General features: G+C 49.1%; 14 protein-coding genes. 11 read left to right on the top strand and 3 right to left on the bottom strand.

The features are described 5' to 3' along the window. Both BLA28_RS27195 and BLA28_RS27185 read left to right on the top strand, forming a co-directional pair. The coding region (locus BLA28_RS27195; RefSeq protein ID WP_207650803.1) for an alpha-L-fucosidase at positions 1-985 on the top strand (985 nt) is incomplete at its 5' end. Between the two features lie 612 nt (positions 986-1597). Then, positions 1598-3253, top strand: coding sequence for an ABC-F family ATP-binding cassette domain-containing protein (locus BLA28_RS27185; RefSeq protein ID WP_069157078.1), 1656 nt, complete (start codon positions 1598-1600; stop codon positions 3251-3253). A gap of 3 nt (positions 3254-3256) precedes the next feature. On the opposite strand, the gene BLA28_RS33880 is transcribed toward BLA28_RS27185, so the two are convergent. Continuing rightward, on the bottom strand, positions 3257-4072 hold the full coding sequence (locus tag BLA28_RS33880; protein ID WP_069157079.1) for a helix-turn-helix transcriptional regulator: 816 nt from the start codon (positions 4070-4072) through the stop codon (positions 3257-3259). A 120-nt stretch (positions 4073-4192) separates the two neighbouring features. Here BLA28_RS33880 and BLA28_RS33875 point away from each other — a divergent pair, with 120 nt between their 5' ends. The 6 genes from BLA28_RS33875 to BLA28_RS27150 all read left to right on the top strand — a co-directional run bounded on the left by BLA28_RS33875 (position 4193) and on the right by BLA28_RS27150 (position 9688). Continuing rightward, entirely contained in the window at positions 4193-5431 is a 1239-nt protein-coding gene (locus BLA28_RS33875; RefSeq protein ID WP_069157080.1) for a uroporphyrinogen decarboxylase/cobalamine-independent methonine synthase family protein, read from the top strand. Continuing rightward, positions 5418-6461, top strand: coding sequence for a DNA polymerase beta superfamily protein (locus BLA28_RS27170; RefSeq protein WP_069157081.1), 1044 nt, complete (start codon positions 5418-5420; stop codon positions 6459-6461). The genes BLA28_RS33875 and BLA28_RS27170 overlap by 14 nt, the downstream gene beginning before the upstream one ends. Further along, complete coding sequence (locus tag BLA28_RS27165; protein ID WP_069157082.1) at positions 6439-7359, top strand: AraC family transcriptional regulator; 921 nt, start codon at positions 6439-6441, stop codon at positions 7357-7359. Before BLA28_RS27170 ends, BLA28_RS27165 begins: the two co-directional genes overlap by 23 nt. Before the next feature lie 103 nt (positions 7360-7462). Next, a complete protein-coding gene (locus BLA28_RS27160) occupies positions 7463-7726 on the top strand; it encodes a hypothetical protein (protein WP_069157083.1) in 264 nt (87 codons plus the stop codon). A 212-nt stretch (positions 7727-7938) separates the two neighbouring features. Beyond that, positions 7939-8454 carry a sigma-70 family RNA polymerase sigma factor gene (locus tag BLA28_RS27155; protein WP_044973297.1) on the top strand — a complete coding sequence of 172 codons (516 nt, stop codon included), beginning with the start codon at positions 7939-7941 and terminating at the stop codon, positions 8452-8454. 34 nt (positions 8455-8488) lie between these two features. Next, a complete protein-coding gene (locus BLA28_RS27150) occupies positions 8489-9688 on the top strand; it encodes a hypothetical protein (protein ID WP_069157084.1) in 1200 nt (399 codons plus the stop codon). Between the two features lie 87 nt (positions 9689-9775). Here the strand turns inward: BLA28_RS27150 and BLA28_RS27145 are convergent, their stop codons facing one another. Continuing rightward, a complete protein-coding gene (locus BLA28_RS27145; RefSeq protein ID WP_069157085.1) occupies positions 9776-10696 on the bottom strand; it encodes a metallophosphoesterase in 921 nt (306 codons plus the stop codon). Next, on the bottom strand, positions 10683-11660 hold the full coding sequence (locus tag BLA28_RS27140) for a DUF4474 domain-containing protein (protein ID WP_069157086.1): 978 nt from the start codon (positions 11658-11660) through the stop codon (positions 10683-10685). The genes BLA28_RS27145 and BLA28_RS27140 overlap by 14 nt, the downstream gene beginning before the upstream one ends. A gap of 188 nt (positions 11661-11848) precedes the next feature. Between BLA28_RS27140 and BLA28_RS27135 the strand changes: the two genes are divergently transcribed. From BLA28_RS27135 to BLA28_RS27125, 3 genes are all read left to right on the top strand, one after another. After that, on the top strand, positions 11849-12946 hold the full coding sequence (locus BLA28_RS27135) for a hypothetical protein (RefSeq protein ID WP_069157087.1): 1098 nt from the start codon (positions 11849-11851) through the stop codon (positions 12944-12946). 243 nt (positions 12947-13189) lie between these two features. After that, entirely contained in the window at positions 13190-14056 is an 867-nt protein-coding gene (locus BLA28_RS27130) for a helix-turn-helix domain-containing protein (RefSeq protein WP_169897312.1), read from the top strand. Between the two features lie 71 nt (positions 14057-14127). Then, the gene (locus BLA28_RS27125; RefSeq protein ID WP_069157376.1) at positions 14128-15189 is read left to right on the top strand and encodes a uroporphyrinogen decarboxylase family protein; all 1062 of its coding nucleotides are present in this window, start codon (positions 14128-14130) and stop codon (positions 15187-15189) included. The last annotated feature ends 20 nt before the right edge of the window (positions 15190-15209 follow it).

Raw genomic sequence — 15209 nt, 5'->3', positions numbered from 1 at the left:
AAAGGAGTATGTGGAAGCCTGCCGGGAGGAAGGGCTTAAGGTGGGATTTTATTATTCGCCGCTTGACTGGCGGTTTCCGGGCTATTTTATGCCCAGCCTTTTCTGGGAAAATGCCCTGGAGCTGAAAAAACAATGCCATGATCAGCTTATGGAACTGATGACCAATTACGGAAAGATAGATTTGCTGTGGTTTGACGGAGAATGGCTGGCATTAGGAGGAATGAGCTGGTCCCCGGAACAGGGATGGTTCCGCAGGCAGGGATGGGAGACCAGCGAATATATGAAAGATAATTATTTCTGGGAATCCGAAAAAGTGATTAATGAGATACGCAGTCTTCAGCCGGATATTATGATTAACAACCGGTTTGGCTGGGAGGGGGATTTCCATGTAAGAGAACGCCGCATTGACGATATCCGTACGGATAAGCCATGGGATTCCAATGATTGTATAGCAGATTCCTGGGGATATATTCCAGGCAGGCCGGTATTATCCCTGCGGGAACTGGTCCATAATTTGATAGCTATTGTTGTCAGGGATGGTAACTATCTGCTTAATGTCGGGCCAACCGGAGATGGGGATATGGAACCTGAGCAGGTAGAACGTCTGAAACAGCTTGGCGACTGGCTTCAGAAATATGGCAAGACTGTCTATGGTACGAGAGGGGGCCCGGTGATCCCGGGAAGCTGGGGAGGAACGACCTATTGCGGAAACAGGGTGTATGTTCATATCATCGAATGGCAGCAGGATACCATAAAAATTTCCGTACCGGACAATAAACTGGTTTCGTGGCATCCTCTGAATGTCTGTAATGCGGAGCTTACTGAGGACGGAGACAGCATGGAAATAAGGGTTCCCATCGATTCCCGCGATATGCTGGATACCATTATAGAATTGGAATTTGAAGACAAGATCTGTTGGGAAGGCGTATGTGGGGAAGAGAAAGATATATATGGCCTGGGTGATGGATTAAGTAAGGCTGAGTAGAGGGATTATCCCGTGCACTTATGCTGCCAGTGTTGATAACAGGCACACGTGATGATAACAGATGCTTGACAGACAGCGAAAGAACGGCTATACTCACCCTGTAAGGCAGTAAAAGTATATAAGAGGTTGAGACAGAAATGAGATTGCGTAAATAAGACTGTTCGGTAACTGATACAGATGGTTTTGCTTTTCCGGTGAGGGTGCTTTGTGAGGAAGCATATCTCCCGGGAAGGCGGCTTTTTGTGCGGTACGGACGGTCTTTTTTTGCGCCTGGCTGCGGTTTGCCCGCAGGTTTCTTTTCTGTGTGTATGGTATCTGCTGCGGCAGATGACATGAGGCTGCGGTATTTATGCCGCGGCGGATGCACACAGGTTGTCTCAGGCTCTTTTTTTGTTGCCCGAAAGGATTACGGTGTAAATTCTTCAGCACAGAGGTTACACCAAAAGGATACCGCCGCAGGCGGGAGAACGGAGGGATTAGAATGATTATTTGTACGAGATGGGAGAAAACGGAAATGGTACTTAAGTATGGCACTCCGGTAAGCATTGCGGCGGAAAACAGCCTGCTGTAATCTGAGCCGTAACAGCCGCCGGAGAGAAAAGGAGGCTGTTTATGTCGAAAATATTAGTAAACGAGATGAGTTTTTATTATGAACCTTATTACAACCCCGTATTCGAACGGGTTAACCTGATACTGGATACAGACTGGAGACTTGGACTGACCGGAAGAAACGGACGGGGCAAGACCACTTTTTTAAAGCTCCTGGAAGGGGAGCTGGAACCGACACAGGGAAAGCTTATAAAAAGCGTTTCCATGGAGTACTATCCCTATCATTTCGAAACAGCTTATGAGAAAACGGGGGATGTATTGAAAGAAATCATAGGTGGTTTTAAGACGATGGAGGATGCTATGGAAGCGTTTCCCGAACATCCGGACAAAGAAGAAATAGAGCGCTGCGCCGCCATTCAGGAAAAATACAGGGAAGAGGGAGGCTATGAGCTGGAAGCGCGGATTTGCCGGGAACTGTATCGTATGGGGCTGCCGGAGGAACTGCTGGACCGGGATTTCAGAGTGCTTTCCGGCGGGGAGAAGAGCAAGCTGCTCATGCTGGCCCTGTTTTTACGCCCCAATGCCTTTGTATTGCTGGATGAGCCGACAAACCACCTGGATATCCGGGGAAAGCAGGCCATCGCACATTATCTGAAGCAGAAAAAAGGCTTTCTCGCCGTGTCCCACGACAGGCAGTTCCTGGATGAAACATCGGATCATATTCTGGCGATCAATAAGACCGACATTACCCTGGAAAAAGGAAACTATTCCAGCTGGAAGGAAAATACGGAGAAAAAAGAAGCGTTTGAACGGCGTACGAAAATACGTCTGGAAAAGGAAATAAAAGTACTTGAGAAAGGCGCTGTTGTCCGGCGGAATTGGGCTGCGGCGGCAGAAAAGGAGAAGAATCCGTACCCTACGAATAACAGGGGAAACACTTCCCGGGCGGCTAAATTCATGCACCAGGCCAAAAATGCGGAGCAGGAGGCCAGGGAAGCGATCGCTGAAAAAAAGGAACTTTTGAAAAATTATGAAACGGTTCCTCCGCTGTATCTGTATAAGGATACGGATGGGAGCGGTACGGATAAGGACCTGCCGGTGCTGCAGCTTGAAAAGCTTACCTTCGGATATGACGGCGTTCCCTTATTCCATCATTTTTCCATGGAGATTTTCCGTGGGGAACGGATATGGATTAGAGGTTCCAATGGCTGCGGGAAGAGTACCCTGCTGCGGCTGATAAAAGGGGAGTTGGAAACAAAGGCAAGGAAGGCGGCGGAGGAGATTGCCATATCCTGTTTTTATCAGGAGCCTCTGTGGCAGGAGGGCAGCCCCAGGGAATGGATCCGGGATGACGGGCAGTGGGAACGATTCCTTTCCTTTTGCAGCCGCCTGGATATTCCCGATGAAATGCAGAAACGCCCTCTGCAGACTTACAGCAGCGGTGAGAAACGCAAGGTAGATGTGGCGAGAGCCCTGTCGGAAGAAAGTGACATCCTGCTGTTGGATGAACCGTTGAATTTCATGGATATCTATTTCCGGGAACAGCTTGAAAAGGCTATCCTGGCATCCGGCCCCACCCTTGTTTTCGTAGAGCATGACGAGCGGTTCGGAAGCCGTGTGGCGACCCGGATTATCGATCTGGATCAGGGGGCCGGGATGAAGGCCGGGAAAACCGGAGCGGTCAGCGAAGACGGAGAGGAAAAGGGGTCTGCCGATTAGGTTTTATCCCTTCCGGAATTTCCCCGGAGATACCCCTGTCAGCTGTGTAAACACCCGGCTGAAGTGGCTTTGATCATAAAAAGACAGCTGACAGGCGATTTCCGCAATGGACAGCCGGGTATATATCAGCAGCCGCTTAGCCTTATTGATTTTCTGCCGCTGGATATATTCCAGCGGGGTACACTGAAATTCCTGCCGGAACCTGCGGCAGAAATGGTATTTGCTCATCTTCATATGGCCGGCAAAGGCATCCAGGCCTGCCGGTTCATCCAGATGGGCGTAAATATAGCGGGAGGCGGCGAGCGCAAAGCTGTCTATTCCGTCCGGCTCATTGATGCGCGCCGTTTTGCATACATGCATGAGAAGGGAATAAATGGCGCAGGAAAAGTCAAATTCATCAGGAAGCTGTTTTGCGGCAGCCAGTCTGTATAGGGCGGCAAAATGCTCCTCAAAGGACGCATCTTCAAATCGCAGGGGCAGCATATTCCCTGTATGCAGGTGGTTGATAACCGCGTCAACAGGGGTTCCCCTGAAGTGAAGCCATATGATTTCTGAATGGCCCTTTTCCATGAAATAATATTTGTGGGTATCCCTCAAATCCATCAGGATGCCGTGGCCGGGCAGGATCTCGTGGGTTTCCCCGTACTGCTCCGCAATAAGGCAGCCTGACAGTACATACATAATCAGGTTATTATTAAAATTACTCCGGTCGATTAAGAAATCCGGGTTCGATTCATATCCCATGGCGTCGCTTACCATCAGTGTTTCCTCTGCGAAATCACTGAGGAAGGGCGCCACGTGGCTGATATAATCACGCATAGAAGCCACCGCCTTTCCTGAGAGCAATATTATACAAAAAATACGGCAAAAATATCCTATATCCGGCCCTTTTATGCCACTATAATACAAGTAACCGAAGAATGCAAGGGAGGGTACGCAATGAAGGACATCCATATTATCAGGGAGCTGGCGGCGGAATACGCCCAGGCGGCAAACAGTGACCAAAACAGGGAAAAAATCAGGCTGCATACGGCAGTAAACGATCTGCAGATGATACGTCCTATTGTTTTGATAGATGAAATCCCCTGGGGTGAAATGGCAATCGGGGAAGAACTCACCCTGAGGTGTGAAGACGAAGATTTCAGAAGGCTGGAAGGACGGCTCAGAAGAAGTCTCTATCAATGGAAGTATATGCCCGCAGATATGGCGCTTCCGAATTATATTGCTGTGGAAAAAATAATCCATTCCACCGGAATCGGCGTGGAAGTGGAAGAAGAACTGATTGAAGGAGAGCAGATCAGTTCCCATAAATACCATAATGTTTTTCAGGAAGCGGGCCTGGATATGCTCCATGATCCGGTCATTACCTACGACAGGGAGGAAACAGCCAGACAATGGGAAAAGGTGGGGGAAGCCGTCGGGGATATCCTTCCTGTGAAGATCGTGGGCGAAGCTACGGGATATGGCCTGGGATGCAAGACCTGGGATACTATTGCCACGCTGATGGGTGCCGATGATCTGTTGTTCGGCCTGGTGGATGATCCGGATTTCATGCATGGGCTGGCCCGAAAACTGACGGATATTTTTCTCAATACGGTAAAACAATATGAACGGCTGAACCTGATAGACATGGATGCCATGTACTGCCACTGTGCTTCCGCGCTGACCTCCGGCATGCCGAAGGAGCCGGGGGATCTGGTCCATAATAATCTGAAAAAGGTATGGGGACGGGGCCTTGCCCAGATTTTTGCGGCGGTTTCCCCGCAGATGCATGAGGAATTTGATATCCAATATATGAAGGAGGCCATGGAACCCTTCGGCTATGTCTATTACGGATGCTGTGAACCGCTGGATCAGAAAATAGATATCCTGGAACAGATTCCCAATCTGCGGAAGATATCCATCACCCCCTGGGCGGATGTGGACGCGGCGGCGGAACGCATCGGCACCAGATATGTGTTATCCAGCAAGCCTAATCCGTCCCAGCTTTCTCTGGGAAAGACGGATAAGGAGGAAGTGCGCCGGGAGCTGTCGCGTATCCTTTCCGCATGCAGGAGGAACCGGTGCTCTTTTGAACTGGTGCTTAAGGATATCAGTACGGTGAACGGCAATCCCCGGTGTCTGTTTGACTGGGAAAAAACGGCTATGGAGATGGTGTGTGAGTATGAAGGATTTTAAAGCCCTGATGAATACCGGACAGTATGATTTTTTACGGAAGGAAGAAAGGCTGGGGAAAAGAATTATCCTCCTTGGCCTGGGCGGGAGTTATGCCTACGGGACATATCAGGAAAACAGCGATATTGATTTCAGGGGGATAACCCTGAATATGACCTCGGATCTTCTGGGACTGACGGAGTTTGAACAGTATGAGGATGATAAAACGGACACGGTGATTTATTCCTTTAATAAGATGGTGAAGCTGCTGCTGGAGTGCAACCCCAATACCTGTGAAATATTGGGGCTGGAAGAAGAACAGTATCTGATAAAAACCAAACTGGGACAGGAGCTTCTGGATCAGAAAGGATTATTTCTGTCCAAAAGGGCGGCAAAGTCTTTCGGCGGCTATGCGGGCGCGCAGCTCAGGCGCCTGCAGAATGCCATTGCCAGGGACGCCGTGCCCCAGAGGGAAAGGGAAAAGCATATCCTGAATTCTGTCAGGAATGCCCTGGAGGATTTTGAACGCCGCTATGGTGATTTTGACAGGGGAAGCATTCGTTTGTATATAGACAAAGCGGAAAACCCTGAGCTGGAAACGGAAATATTTGTGGATGCCGATTACCGCCATATGCCCCTGCGGGATTATGAGAATATGTGGGCCGTGATGCATAATGTGGTCAGGGACTATGATAAAATAGGGAAACGCAACCGGAAAAAGGATGATAACCATTTAAACAAGCACGCCATGCATTTGATCCGTCTGTTCATGATGGCTGTGGATATTCTGGAAAAGGGGGAAATCAACACCTGCAGGAGACAGGAGCTGGATTTGCTTCGGAAGATAAGAGGCGGTGGCTTCCAGCGGGAGGATAAAACCTTTACACTGGAATTTTATGATATTCTGGAGGCCTATGAAAAGAGAATGGAAAAAGCTTCCCGGGAAAGCCTTCTTCCGGATAATCCGGATATGGAGAAGGTGGAGGCGTTCGTGGAGTATGTAAACCGGAAGGCAATAGAGGGGGGATACCTTGAAGGTAATACATGGGATTAAGCTGAAGCCGGGAAGCCGGGAGGAGGAGCTGCCGGGGTATTCGGCGGAATTTCCCCATATATCTTCCTTTGTGGAACTGGATAAATATGCAGGAAAGCAGGCACCGTGGCACTGGCACAAGGATGTGGAATTATTTTATATGATGCAGGGGGAGGTTACGTACTATACTCCGCAGGGGACAAAGCTTTTTTCCGCCGGAATGGGAGGCTTTGTGAACTCCAACACCCTTCATATGACAAGAGCGGGGGAAAGCAGCCGGAAGGTGACCTCATTTCTGCATCTGTTTGATCCTGTTTTAATCAGCGGACAGAAGGGAAGCGCAATTGAACAGAAATACGTGGCGCCCCTGACCACCGCGTCCCGGATAGAAATCATCGGGCTGTATCCCGGCAATCCGGAGCATGAGCCCATCCTGGAAGCGCTGCGTAAATCCTTTGAAATCCAGGAGACGGATTATGCCTATGAGCTCCGCCTGCGTTCCGCGCTTTCGGACATGTGGTGCGGGCTGTTGAAAATAGCGGAAAAACAGGAGCAGGGGAATAAAGAGCTCAGCCGTATCAGCGGTAAAATTAAGATGATGCTTTTGTATATTTACGAGCATTATCCGGAAAAAATAACCGTGCGTCAGGTGGCTGAGGCCGCCTTTATCAGCGAAAGGGAATGCTTCCGGGTTTTCCGGGACTGCCTGCAGACCACGCCGGTGGAGTATCTGATGAATTACCGGATCCAGAAGGCCTGTATTATGCTGGAGGAAGGCTGCGAAACCGTCACTGCTATCGGGCAGGCCTGCGGGCTGGGCAGCAGCAGCTATTTCGGAAGGATATTCCGGGAAACCATGGGGATGACTCCTGTGGAATACCGGAAACAATGGCGGGATAGTGATATAAAACGGCGGTAAAGGAATAGTGTCATAAGAAAAACTGCACTATACTGTTATTACAAGGATAGCAGTGCAGTACTGTCCGGGCGCGCAGATGGAGGATGCACGGAAAGGAGTTCTTATGGCGAAACTGAAGCTTACCATATTAAACATGAAAGAATTTTTACATGCTGTGAATGAGTGCAGGGGGAAGATCCGTCTCCTTTCTGATGAAGGGAAAAGCAGGGTTCCCGGAAACGAAGAGAACCTGGTCAGGCATTATGTACTGCAGGAAAAACTGTGGGAAACATACAGGAAAAACGGAAACAGCCTGCCCTTATTGCTGGATATAGCCGATGGAAAGGATTATCTGCATATAGTGAATTACTATGCGGGAGACTGCTGAATGCTCCGCCGGAAGGCGGAGTCTCGGCGTTCTTTCCGGGCAGGCAGCTGGAAAAGGGGAAATCAGCCGGAGACGGCGGTTTTCCCTTTTTTTGGCTGCCTTCGAAAAAAAATCTGCGGAAAATGTAACCTTCTGCCGTCCCAAAACATCTAAATGGTGCAATTGCAAAACGAAAGAGATTTTCGTTGCCTGGCAGGGAAAGGAAAAGACAGATGGAACTGGAAATTTTGGTGAGAAAGGCAAAGCGCGGAGATAAGGATGCATTTCTGGAACTGATGCTGAGCCATAAGGAATATTTGTACCGCACCGCCTATTTGTATACGAGGAACCAGGAGCTGGCCTGTGATGCCGTCCAGGAATGTATTATAAAAAGCATGGAGTCCATAGATAAACTGAAAAAGCCGGAGTTTTTCAAAAGCTGGATCACAAGGATACTTATCAATTGCGCCCTTGGGGAGCTTCGGAAAAATAAGAAATACGTACAGGAGCCGGAATGGGACACCGCGGAACGGGCGGCGGAGGAAACGCTTTCCCGGGAAGAAAAAATGGATTTATACCAGGCCATAGACCGGCTGGATTACCCATACAAGGTTATCATTATCCAGAAGTATTTCTTTGATTACAAGCTTCAGGAAATAGCGGCGCTGCTGGACATGCCTTTGGGAACGGTGAAGGTATATCATTCCAGGGCAAAGGAGAAGCTGAAAAACTATCTGACGGCGGAATAAAACGGCGGATGCATGAAGGAAGTGAGGAATAGATATGAATACAAAGCAGCCTTTCGATCCAAAGGAAATCTTAAACAGCATAGAATTGCCCGATGATCTGGACCGGTTGATCGGGGATAGTGTGGAGAAGGGATACGAACATATGCGCAGAAAATCAAAAATGAAAAAAGTATCTATGGTAAGAAGAGCGGCCGTTATAGCGGGTATTATTGCAGCCGGATGTCTGGCGGCCATACCGGTAAAGGCCTGGGTCAGCTCCCTTGTACAGGAAAGGATGGAGCAGGTGCCGGCGGAAGAGCAGAAGGAGCTGGAAAATGTGATGGACAGCCAGACTGTGAATGCGGATACCTACTCCCGGGAATATACGCAGGAGGAGAAGGCAAGAGACGCCGAACTGAGGAAGGCCTATGCCGGGGGCACTTTCCCTGAAAGCGAACTGCGTCAGGAAAAGACAGCGGATGAAACCCTGGCGGATGTGCTTTATTATGCACAGGATAACTCGGTCTTTCATCTGCCTGAAAGAGAACTGACGGATGAAGAACTGCTGCAGATTATCGATTTCCAGACCAAACGGGATTATGTGCTTTCCCAGAGAACCTCTCAGGAGTATGAGGAGCAGCGTAGGGAGGCCAGGGAAGAAATTGCCGCAGAGGGCGGAATTACGGAGGAAAAAGCCATCGAACTGGGAAAGGAATGGCTTAACAGGCTGTATGGAATCACCGGAGAGGGAATGGAATTGAATCATTACCCGGATACGGACGGGGACAGGCATTCCTATAATGTGAATTTCAGTATACAGAGCCATGAATATTATTACTTCCTGCTGGACAGCCGGAATGGGGAATTGATACATGCTATGAGCAGCATGGCCGATGATTTGGATCGGGAACCTCTCGCTGTGTCTGTTCTGGAGGATAAGAAGGACGCTCTTTACCGGATGGCGGAGGATTATCTGGTCAGCAGGCTGGGAAAAGAGAAGGATTATAAGCGGGTGGTGTATTCCTACCGGGATAAGGACGGGCTTCTGGATAATTTTAACCACATATTCTTTTACTTCATCAAGGCGGACGGAAGCGCTTATGAGATGAGAATGAACGTGGAGAGAGAGGCCTTCTCCGACTTCCAGATGATAGACAATTATGAGGAATATGTGGAAAATCTGAATAAAATCGGTGAGAGCAATGCCGCTCAGAATCGGAAGGGAAAGCTGGTTTACAAGGATATGGAGCTGTAGGTTAACCACAGAAAAGACCATCTCCTTCAACGGCACCTGCCGCCTGTTCTATGATATTCTGATTAGAATGTCATAAAACAGGCGGTTTTATTTCGGTTCCGTTTCCCGTATACCACAATTCCCATAGGCGGCAATAGGCTCCGGCCCATCCAGAATCTGTCTGTCGATATACAAAAGACGTTCCGGTGTGGCGGAAATCGACCATTTTACCAGGGTAAGAGCATTGTTTTCTATTTCAAGCCCGGTAATGCACTGGGGATGTACACAGCTTCCGTCGTTGAAATAGGGACAGTCACCCGGATGAGGGAAAACAGGGCGGTGGGTATGGCCGGCTATCAGGATCTTGCTGTTTGTTCGTGCGTAGGAGCAAAGCTCCTTTTCGATTTTTTCTACCAGCTTCTTGGAACGTCCTGCCCCGGTAGGGGCCTTAAACCCCACAAGCTCCAGCGGCCGCCACACATAGCGGACCAGAAATCTTCCGAGATGCCACAGCTCATCGTTCAGCAGGCTTCCCTGGTGACCGTGGATGAGAAACAGCTGGCTGTTATCTTCCTCGCTTTGAAGAATCAGTCCCTCGTGGTAAAGAATTTTATCGAGGAAGGAATCCTCTTTTTCTATGGTGTCGCAGTAATAATTCCGGCAGTCGGGCTTCAGCAGGTTTTGCCTGCGTTTTATGATATCATGGTTTCCATATAACATATACAGCCGCTTTTGCCGGTAAAAGGCGTTCATAAGCCGGAAAACACGGCTGTGGGTGCGCAGGATTGCGTTCATGGAGCGATTCTCCCAAAGTTCATCCCCGTCTCCCAGCTCAATATAGGTAAATCCATGATCATAGTAATATTCCAGGGCTCCGTAAAAAATGTTCTGGTTCGGCAGAAAGTTATCGCCCCAGTTTCCCTGGCCGCGATGACAGTCGCTCATGAGAATGAATTTGGAGTCCTTTTTATAGGAAAGTACCGGAGCATATGTGAAGAGCTGATCCAGCTTTGTGTCAAGACGGGACATGGCGCTGCCTCCTTTTGTCCGGAGCGGATATTCGGTTGTCACGGATGAGGTTGAGCATCCAGGAAAAGGCTTCATAAAAATCACGGGTATATAAGGAGTGCAGACAGAATTCAAACAGCTTTGGAGCCATATTTTTCAGATATTCCAGTTTGTCGGGCGTATTTTCATAACCGCCCGTTATTTCGTTATAAAGCTTACAGTAGTTCCGGTTGGTCTTTTGGATCAGTGCCTCGGGAAAGGAATTCCGGGTTATGGGCTGTGTGCTGTGGGGCAGGGTATAATGGAGGACAACAGTATTGCCGCGGACAGCATATTCGTGGGACTGGTAGCCCAGGTCGATGAGCGCGTCTGTGAAGGCTCTCTGCATTTCATAATCCGGAAATTGAATGCGGGCGTCCATGGAGAGAGAGTCCGGAAAAGAAAATTCTCCGGGCCGGAAGCCGGTCAGCCACCAGTGGACGGCGCTGCACGAAAACAGCGGCTTTTCATATTTGCGTAGTGTAAAACTCATGGGAAGCATTTCACTATCCTGTACGCTTTCATAAAAAGGGCCTGTGAAACCTTCCACGGTGATATCTTCTTTCTCCGTGTTATAAATACCTATTTCACCGCCGGTGGTTATGCCATACTGGCCCTTCCAGAACTCGATCAGCCAGCGTTTGTTATTATAAGAAAAAGCAACCGGTTCGCAATGCATGACCATATGGAAGCCGGGTGAAACCTCATCATAAAGACGGCAGTAGCCCATTTTCCGCTGCCAGCAGTTGACATTGGAGCAGAAGATATCCTGATGCCGGTCATAGGAAAAGCCGGCATCCTCAAGTTCCTCCTTCAGCAGGGGCGGCAGGCCGTTTTCCTTTTCTGAAGGTGAATTACGGCGGGCGCGTAATACCCGGAGGATCATAAACAAAACAAGCCCGATAAAGAGCGCGCCGGCTATACATAAAATTATAATTTTTATCATAGTGTAAATTCCTTTATACAGATGTTTTTTATCCTGTTATACAATATGCATAAAGAAGAAAAAGGTTTTTCCCGGGAATGCCTTAACAATAAGTTGTTGTCCGTACCGGAATATAGTAGAATGATTTTACAACAGCACAATGGATTAAAATTGTGAGCAGATGATATTATGTCAGGAGGAAGAGAACCATGACAAAGCTTGACTTTACGATTCCCTTTTCCGGTTTTGCATCGACTACCTTTATTAACTGTTTCACGTCGGTTTATATGTATTTAGAGGACATGAGGCAGGAGGATAAGGGAGTGACCCGCTGCAGCCAGTGGGAGAACGGGCAGTGCAGCAGCTGCGGATACTGTGCAACCAAGCCTCATGCAATGCAGGAAAGATGTTTTTTCCTCTTTGACACCATATGCGGCCACAGTTCGCTGCGCTGTGCTTATGACGGAGTGCCCGGTGAGATGGAGAGGCTGATTAACGCGGATGATTTTTACGATGGGGGAGCGGCGGACAACATCGAATTTCTGTTTGGCTTTGCGGGCTATGATTATCAGGCCGTTGCCGATACGGCTGTGTTTATGGAACGGATCGCCGCTTCCATAGATAGGAACAGGCCTGTTATAGCGAAGCTGAAGGGAAACAGCGTTCCGTTTGCGGTGATCACAGGATACGACGGGGATGAAATCATCTGTCCGGATTTCAGGTGTGCTCAGAAATCACCCGAACCGGCGGTCACCCCTGCCTGTATTGATTCGCTGTATCTTATTGGTGACAGGATCGCGCCGAAATATAAGCTCGCGGACGGCCTGAAACGGATCGAGCGCGTGATGGATTATTGTCTGCGTGAAGGGATGTGGGACGGTTATATGAAAAAAATTGGTACATATGGCCCCGACAGCCTCGGAGCGGATGAGCCTGAAGGAAGAAAAGCGCGGATGAAGCGGCTTGCGGAGACTATGTGGCACACGTTTGACAGCCATAACTTTGCCGAAGTGTTCCGGACATATCTTCCCGGTTCCCTTAACAGGGATGCTTACGACAGCATAAATGATGTGAAAAGGCTGGCGGATCCTGCTTTCGGAGAGAGTATTCATACGATAAACTGGCGTTATGGCTATACGCATGACCTGGCATGGTCGATCATCGGCCTGGATGAATGTATTGACTGGAATGACTGGAAATCCCACTATTACGGAGATATGCTGCAGGTGGTCATCGGAAAGCTCAAAGAAAACGATGGGGCGGTTTTGGAGTGTGTGCGCAGTATCATTAAGCTTTTAGAAGAATAATTCATTCCCTGGTGTGCAGAAAATGCATGCCGGGGTTTCTTGTTAGTTCCGAAAAGTACAATAAATATAAAATAATGTTCCGTTTCTTAAAAGATTAAGGAAAAATAAAGTGTTATAGTAGAAAAAGTATCAGCCGGATTGTCCAATTGCAGCTGTGATGAAGCGTATACTCACCCTGTATCTCATCATAAAGCTTCCATGCATCCCGGGCAGTTCCGGCCGGACAGAAAGGAAAAGCAGAGAGTGAATCCGGTAGAAAAAGAATTGACAGGGCTTCTGGCAGATGAAAGGTATGGTACGTTTATCCAGACAATCCGTAAAATACGTTTCCCTGCAAATTACAGGTTTGACAGCCATGCCCACCCTCAGGTGGAGATCAATTATATCAATTCGGGCTGCTGTATGATGGAGGTGGAGGAACGGATTGTACCCCTGAAAAGGGGAAGCTGCATTGTTGTCAATCCCGGCCAAAAGCATTTGTTTATGGTGGATGTGAGCAAATCCTGTGCCATCACACAGCTGATTTACCGGACGGTCCTTCCCGAGAAAATTCCGGAGTCCCTCACCTGTTTCCATTATGACCGGCCGTTTTATGTGTTTCAGGACTGCGGGGAATTGTGCAGTCTGCTTGAAAATATCGGCAGGTATTATCAGAGACAGCAGGAGGACGATTATCAGGAAGCGCAGCTGGATTTTTCTCTGCTTCAGCTGTACGCCATGCTCAGCCGCAGCATGGAAAAGGAACGGCTTCAGGCGGACAGCCGCCAGGGAAAGCTGGGGGAAGCCCTGGATCGCATCCACAGCAGGCTGGAGGAGGACATCAATATTGAGGAGCTGTCCCGCGAATTGGGAATGAGCTCCCGGTATCTGCGCAAGGCGTTTGAGGACAGCATCGGCATCAGCTGTTCTCAATATATAACCATGCTGCGCATTGCCAGGGCAAAGGAGCTTTTATGGGACTGGGAAAAAGATATTACCCAGGTGGCTTCTCTCACCGGATTCAACAGTCCCCAGTATTTCTGCCGTATTTTTAAAAAGCATACGGGAATGACGCCGGCGCAGTACCGGAATATGAAAAAGGAAAGACCGGAACTGACGGAGGAAACATAAGGAAAGGCTGAAGGAAAGCCCCTTCTGCCTTCCTGATTTGAGCGTGCGCGAAAGCGCGGATGGGAGAAAAAATGACAAACAGAGAAAATTTTTTATCATTGCTCAGACGCACCGGGTATGAGTGGGTTCCTGTGGAATTCAGTTTATGTCCCTATTTGATCGAAAGGGTGCAAAAGGAGCTGGGGGCGGGGGATTACCAGGAATATTTCAGTTTCCCATGGCGCATGGTGGAGGACATAAGGCTTCCCGGACATGATGTGGAGCAGTATCGTAAATTCTACCAGAGGCCTCTTGCCGACGGCGCGGATATTGATACCTGGGGCGTAGGCCATGAAAAATCCCCCAACAGCATGCATATGACCTACATGCGCCACTCCCTGGAGGATGCGGAGGATCTGGAGGATTTGCAGAAATACCCTTTCCCGGATTTTGCCCATGGGGAGAATGCCCATCAGAAGGAGCAGGCGGATGCTTTAAAAAAACGGGATCTGATAGCGGTCGGGAACATGCAGACCACGATATGGGAAACGGCATGGTATTTAAGGGGGATGGAAAACCTGTTCTGTGATATGATGGCGGAAGAGGATACCGCGGAATTCCTTCTGGATAAGGTTCTGGAAATCTCCATGATACGGGCGCGTTCCTATGCGGAAGCGGGGGTTGACGTGATTTATTTCGGGGACGATATCGGCATGCAGCAGACGATCATGATGAGCGAAGAGCTGTACTGCAGGTGGCTGAAGCCAAGGCTCACCCGGCTTGTGGACATGGTGAAGGCCATTAATCCGGATATCCTTGTCTTCTATCATTCCTGCGGATTTATTGAACCCTTTATCCCCCATCTCATCGAGGCCGGGATCGATGTGCTCAATCCTATCCAGAGCGAATGCATGGACTTTAAGGAAATCTGCAGACAGTACGGGGACAGGATTTCCTTCCACGGAACGATCGGGACCCAGACGGTGATGCCCCACGGCACACCGGAAGAGGTGAAAAAAGCGGTTTGGGAAAACCTGGACGCGGCGGGGGAAAAGGGAGGCCTTTTCGTGGCCCCCACCCATATCCTGGAGCCGGAGGTGCCTTTAGAGAATATCCTGGCATATGTGGAGGCCTGCCGGAACTACCGGAAATAAAGTACCACTTCGGCTGTACC

It is taken from the genome of Eisenbergiella tayi (assembly GCF_001881565.1).
Taxonomy (GTDB): Bacteria; Bacillota; Clostridia; order Lachnospirales; family Lachnospiraceae; genus Eisenbergiella; species Eisenbergiella tayi.
This window is presented reverse-complemented; position numbering and strand designations above follow the sequence as displayed.

Coding starts and splice junctions, on each gene's coding strand:
- BLA28_RS27185 (WP_069157078.1), top strand. CDS start 1,598: ATGTCGAAAATATTAGTAAACGAGATGAGTTTTTATTATGAACCTTAT.
- BLA28_RS33880 (WP_069157079.1), bottom strand. CDS start 4,072: ATGCGTGATTATATCAGCCACGTGGCGCCCTTCCTCAGTGATTTCGCA.
- BLA28_RS33875 (WP_069157080.1), top strand. CDS start 4,193: ATGAAGGACATCCATATTATCAGGGAGCTGGCGGCGGAATACGCCCAG.
- BLA28_RS27170 (WP_069157081.1), top strand. CDS start 5,418: ATGAAGGATTTTAAAGCCCTGATGAATACCGGACAGTATGATTTTTTA.
- BLA28_RS27160 (WP_069157083.1), top strand. CDS start 7,463: ATGGCGAAACTGAAGCTTACCATATTAAACATGAAAGAATTTTTACAT.
- BLA28_RS27155 (WP_044973297.1), top strand. CDS start 7,939: ATGGAACTGGAAATTTTGGTGAGAAAGGCAAAGCGCGGAGATAAGGAT.
- BLA28_RS27150 (WP_069157084.1), top strand. CDS start 8,489: ATGAATACAAAGCAGCCTTTCGATCCAAAGGAAATCTTAAACAGCATA.
- BLA28_RS27145 (WP_069157085.1), bottom strand. CDS start 10,696: ATGTCCCGTCTTGACACAAAGCTGGATCAGCTCTTCACATATGCTCCG.
- BLA28_RS27140 (WP_069157086.1), bottom strand. CDS start 11,660: ATGATAAAAATTATAATTTTATGTATAGCCGGCGCGCTCTTTATCGGG.
- BLA28_RS27135 (WP_069157087.1), top strand. CDS start 11,849: ATGACAAAGCTTGACTTTACGATTCCCTTTTCCGGTTTTGCATCGACT.
- BLA28_RS27125 (WP_069157376.1), top strand. CDS start 14,128: ATGACAAACAGAGAAAATTTTTTATCATTGCTCAGACGCACCGGGTAT.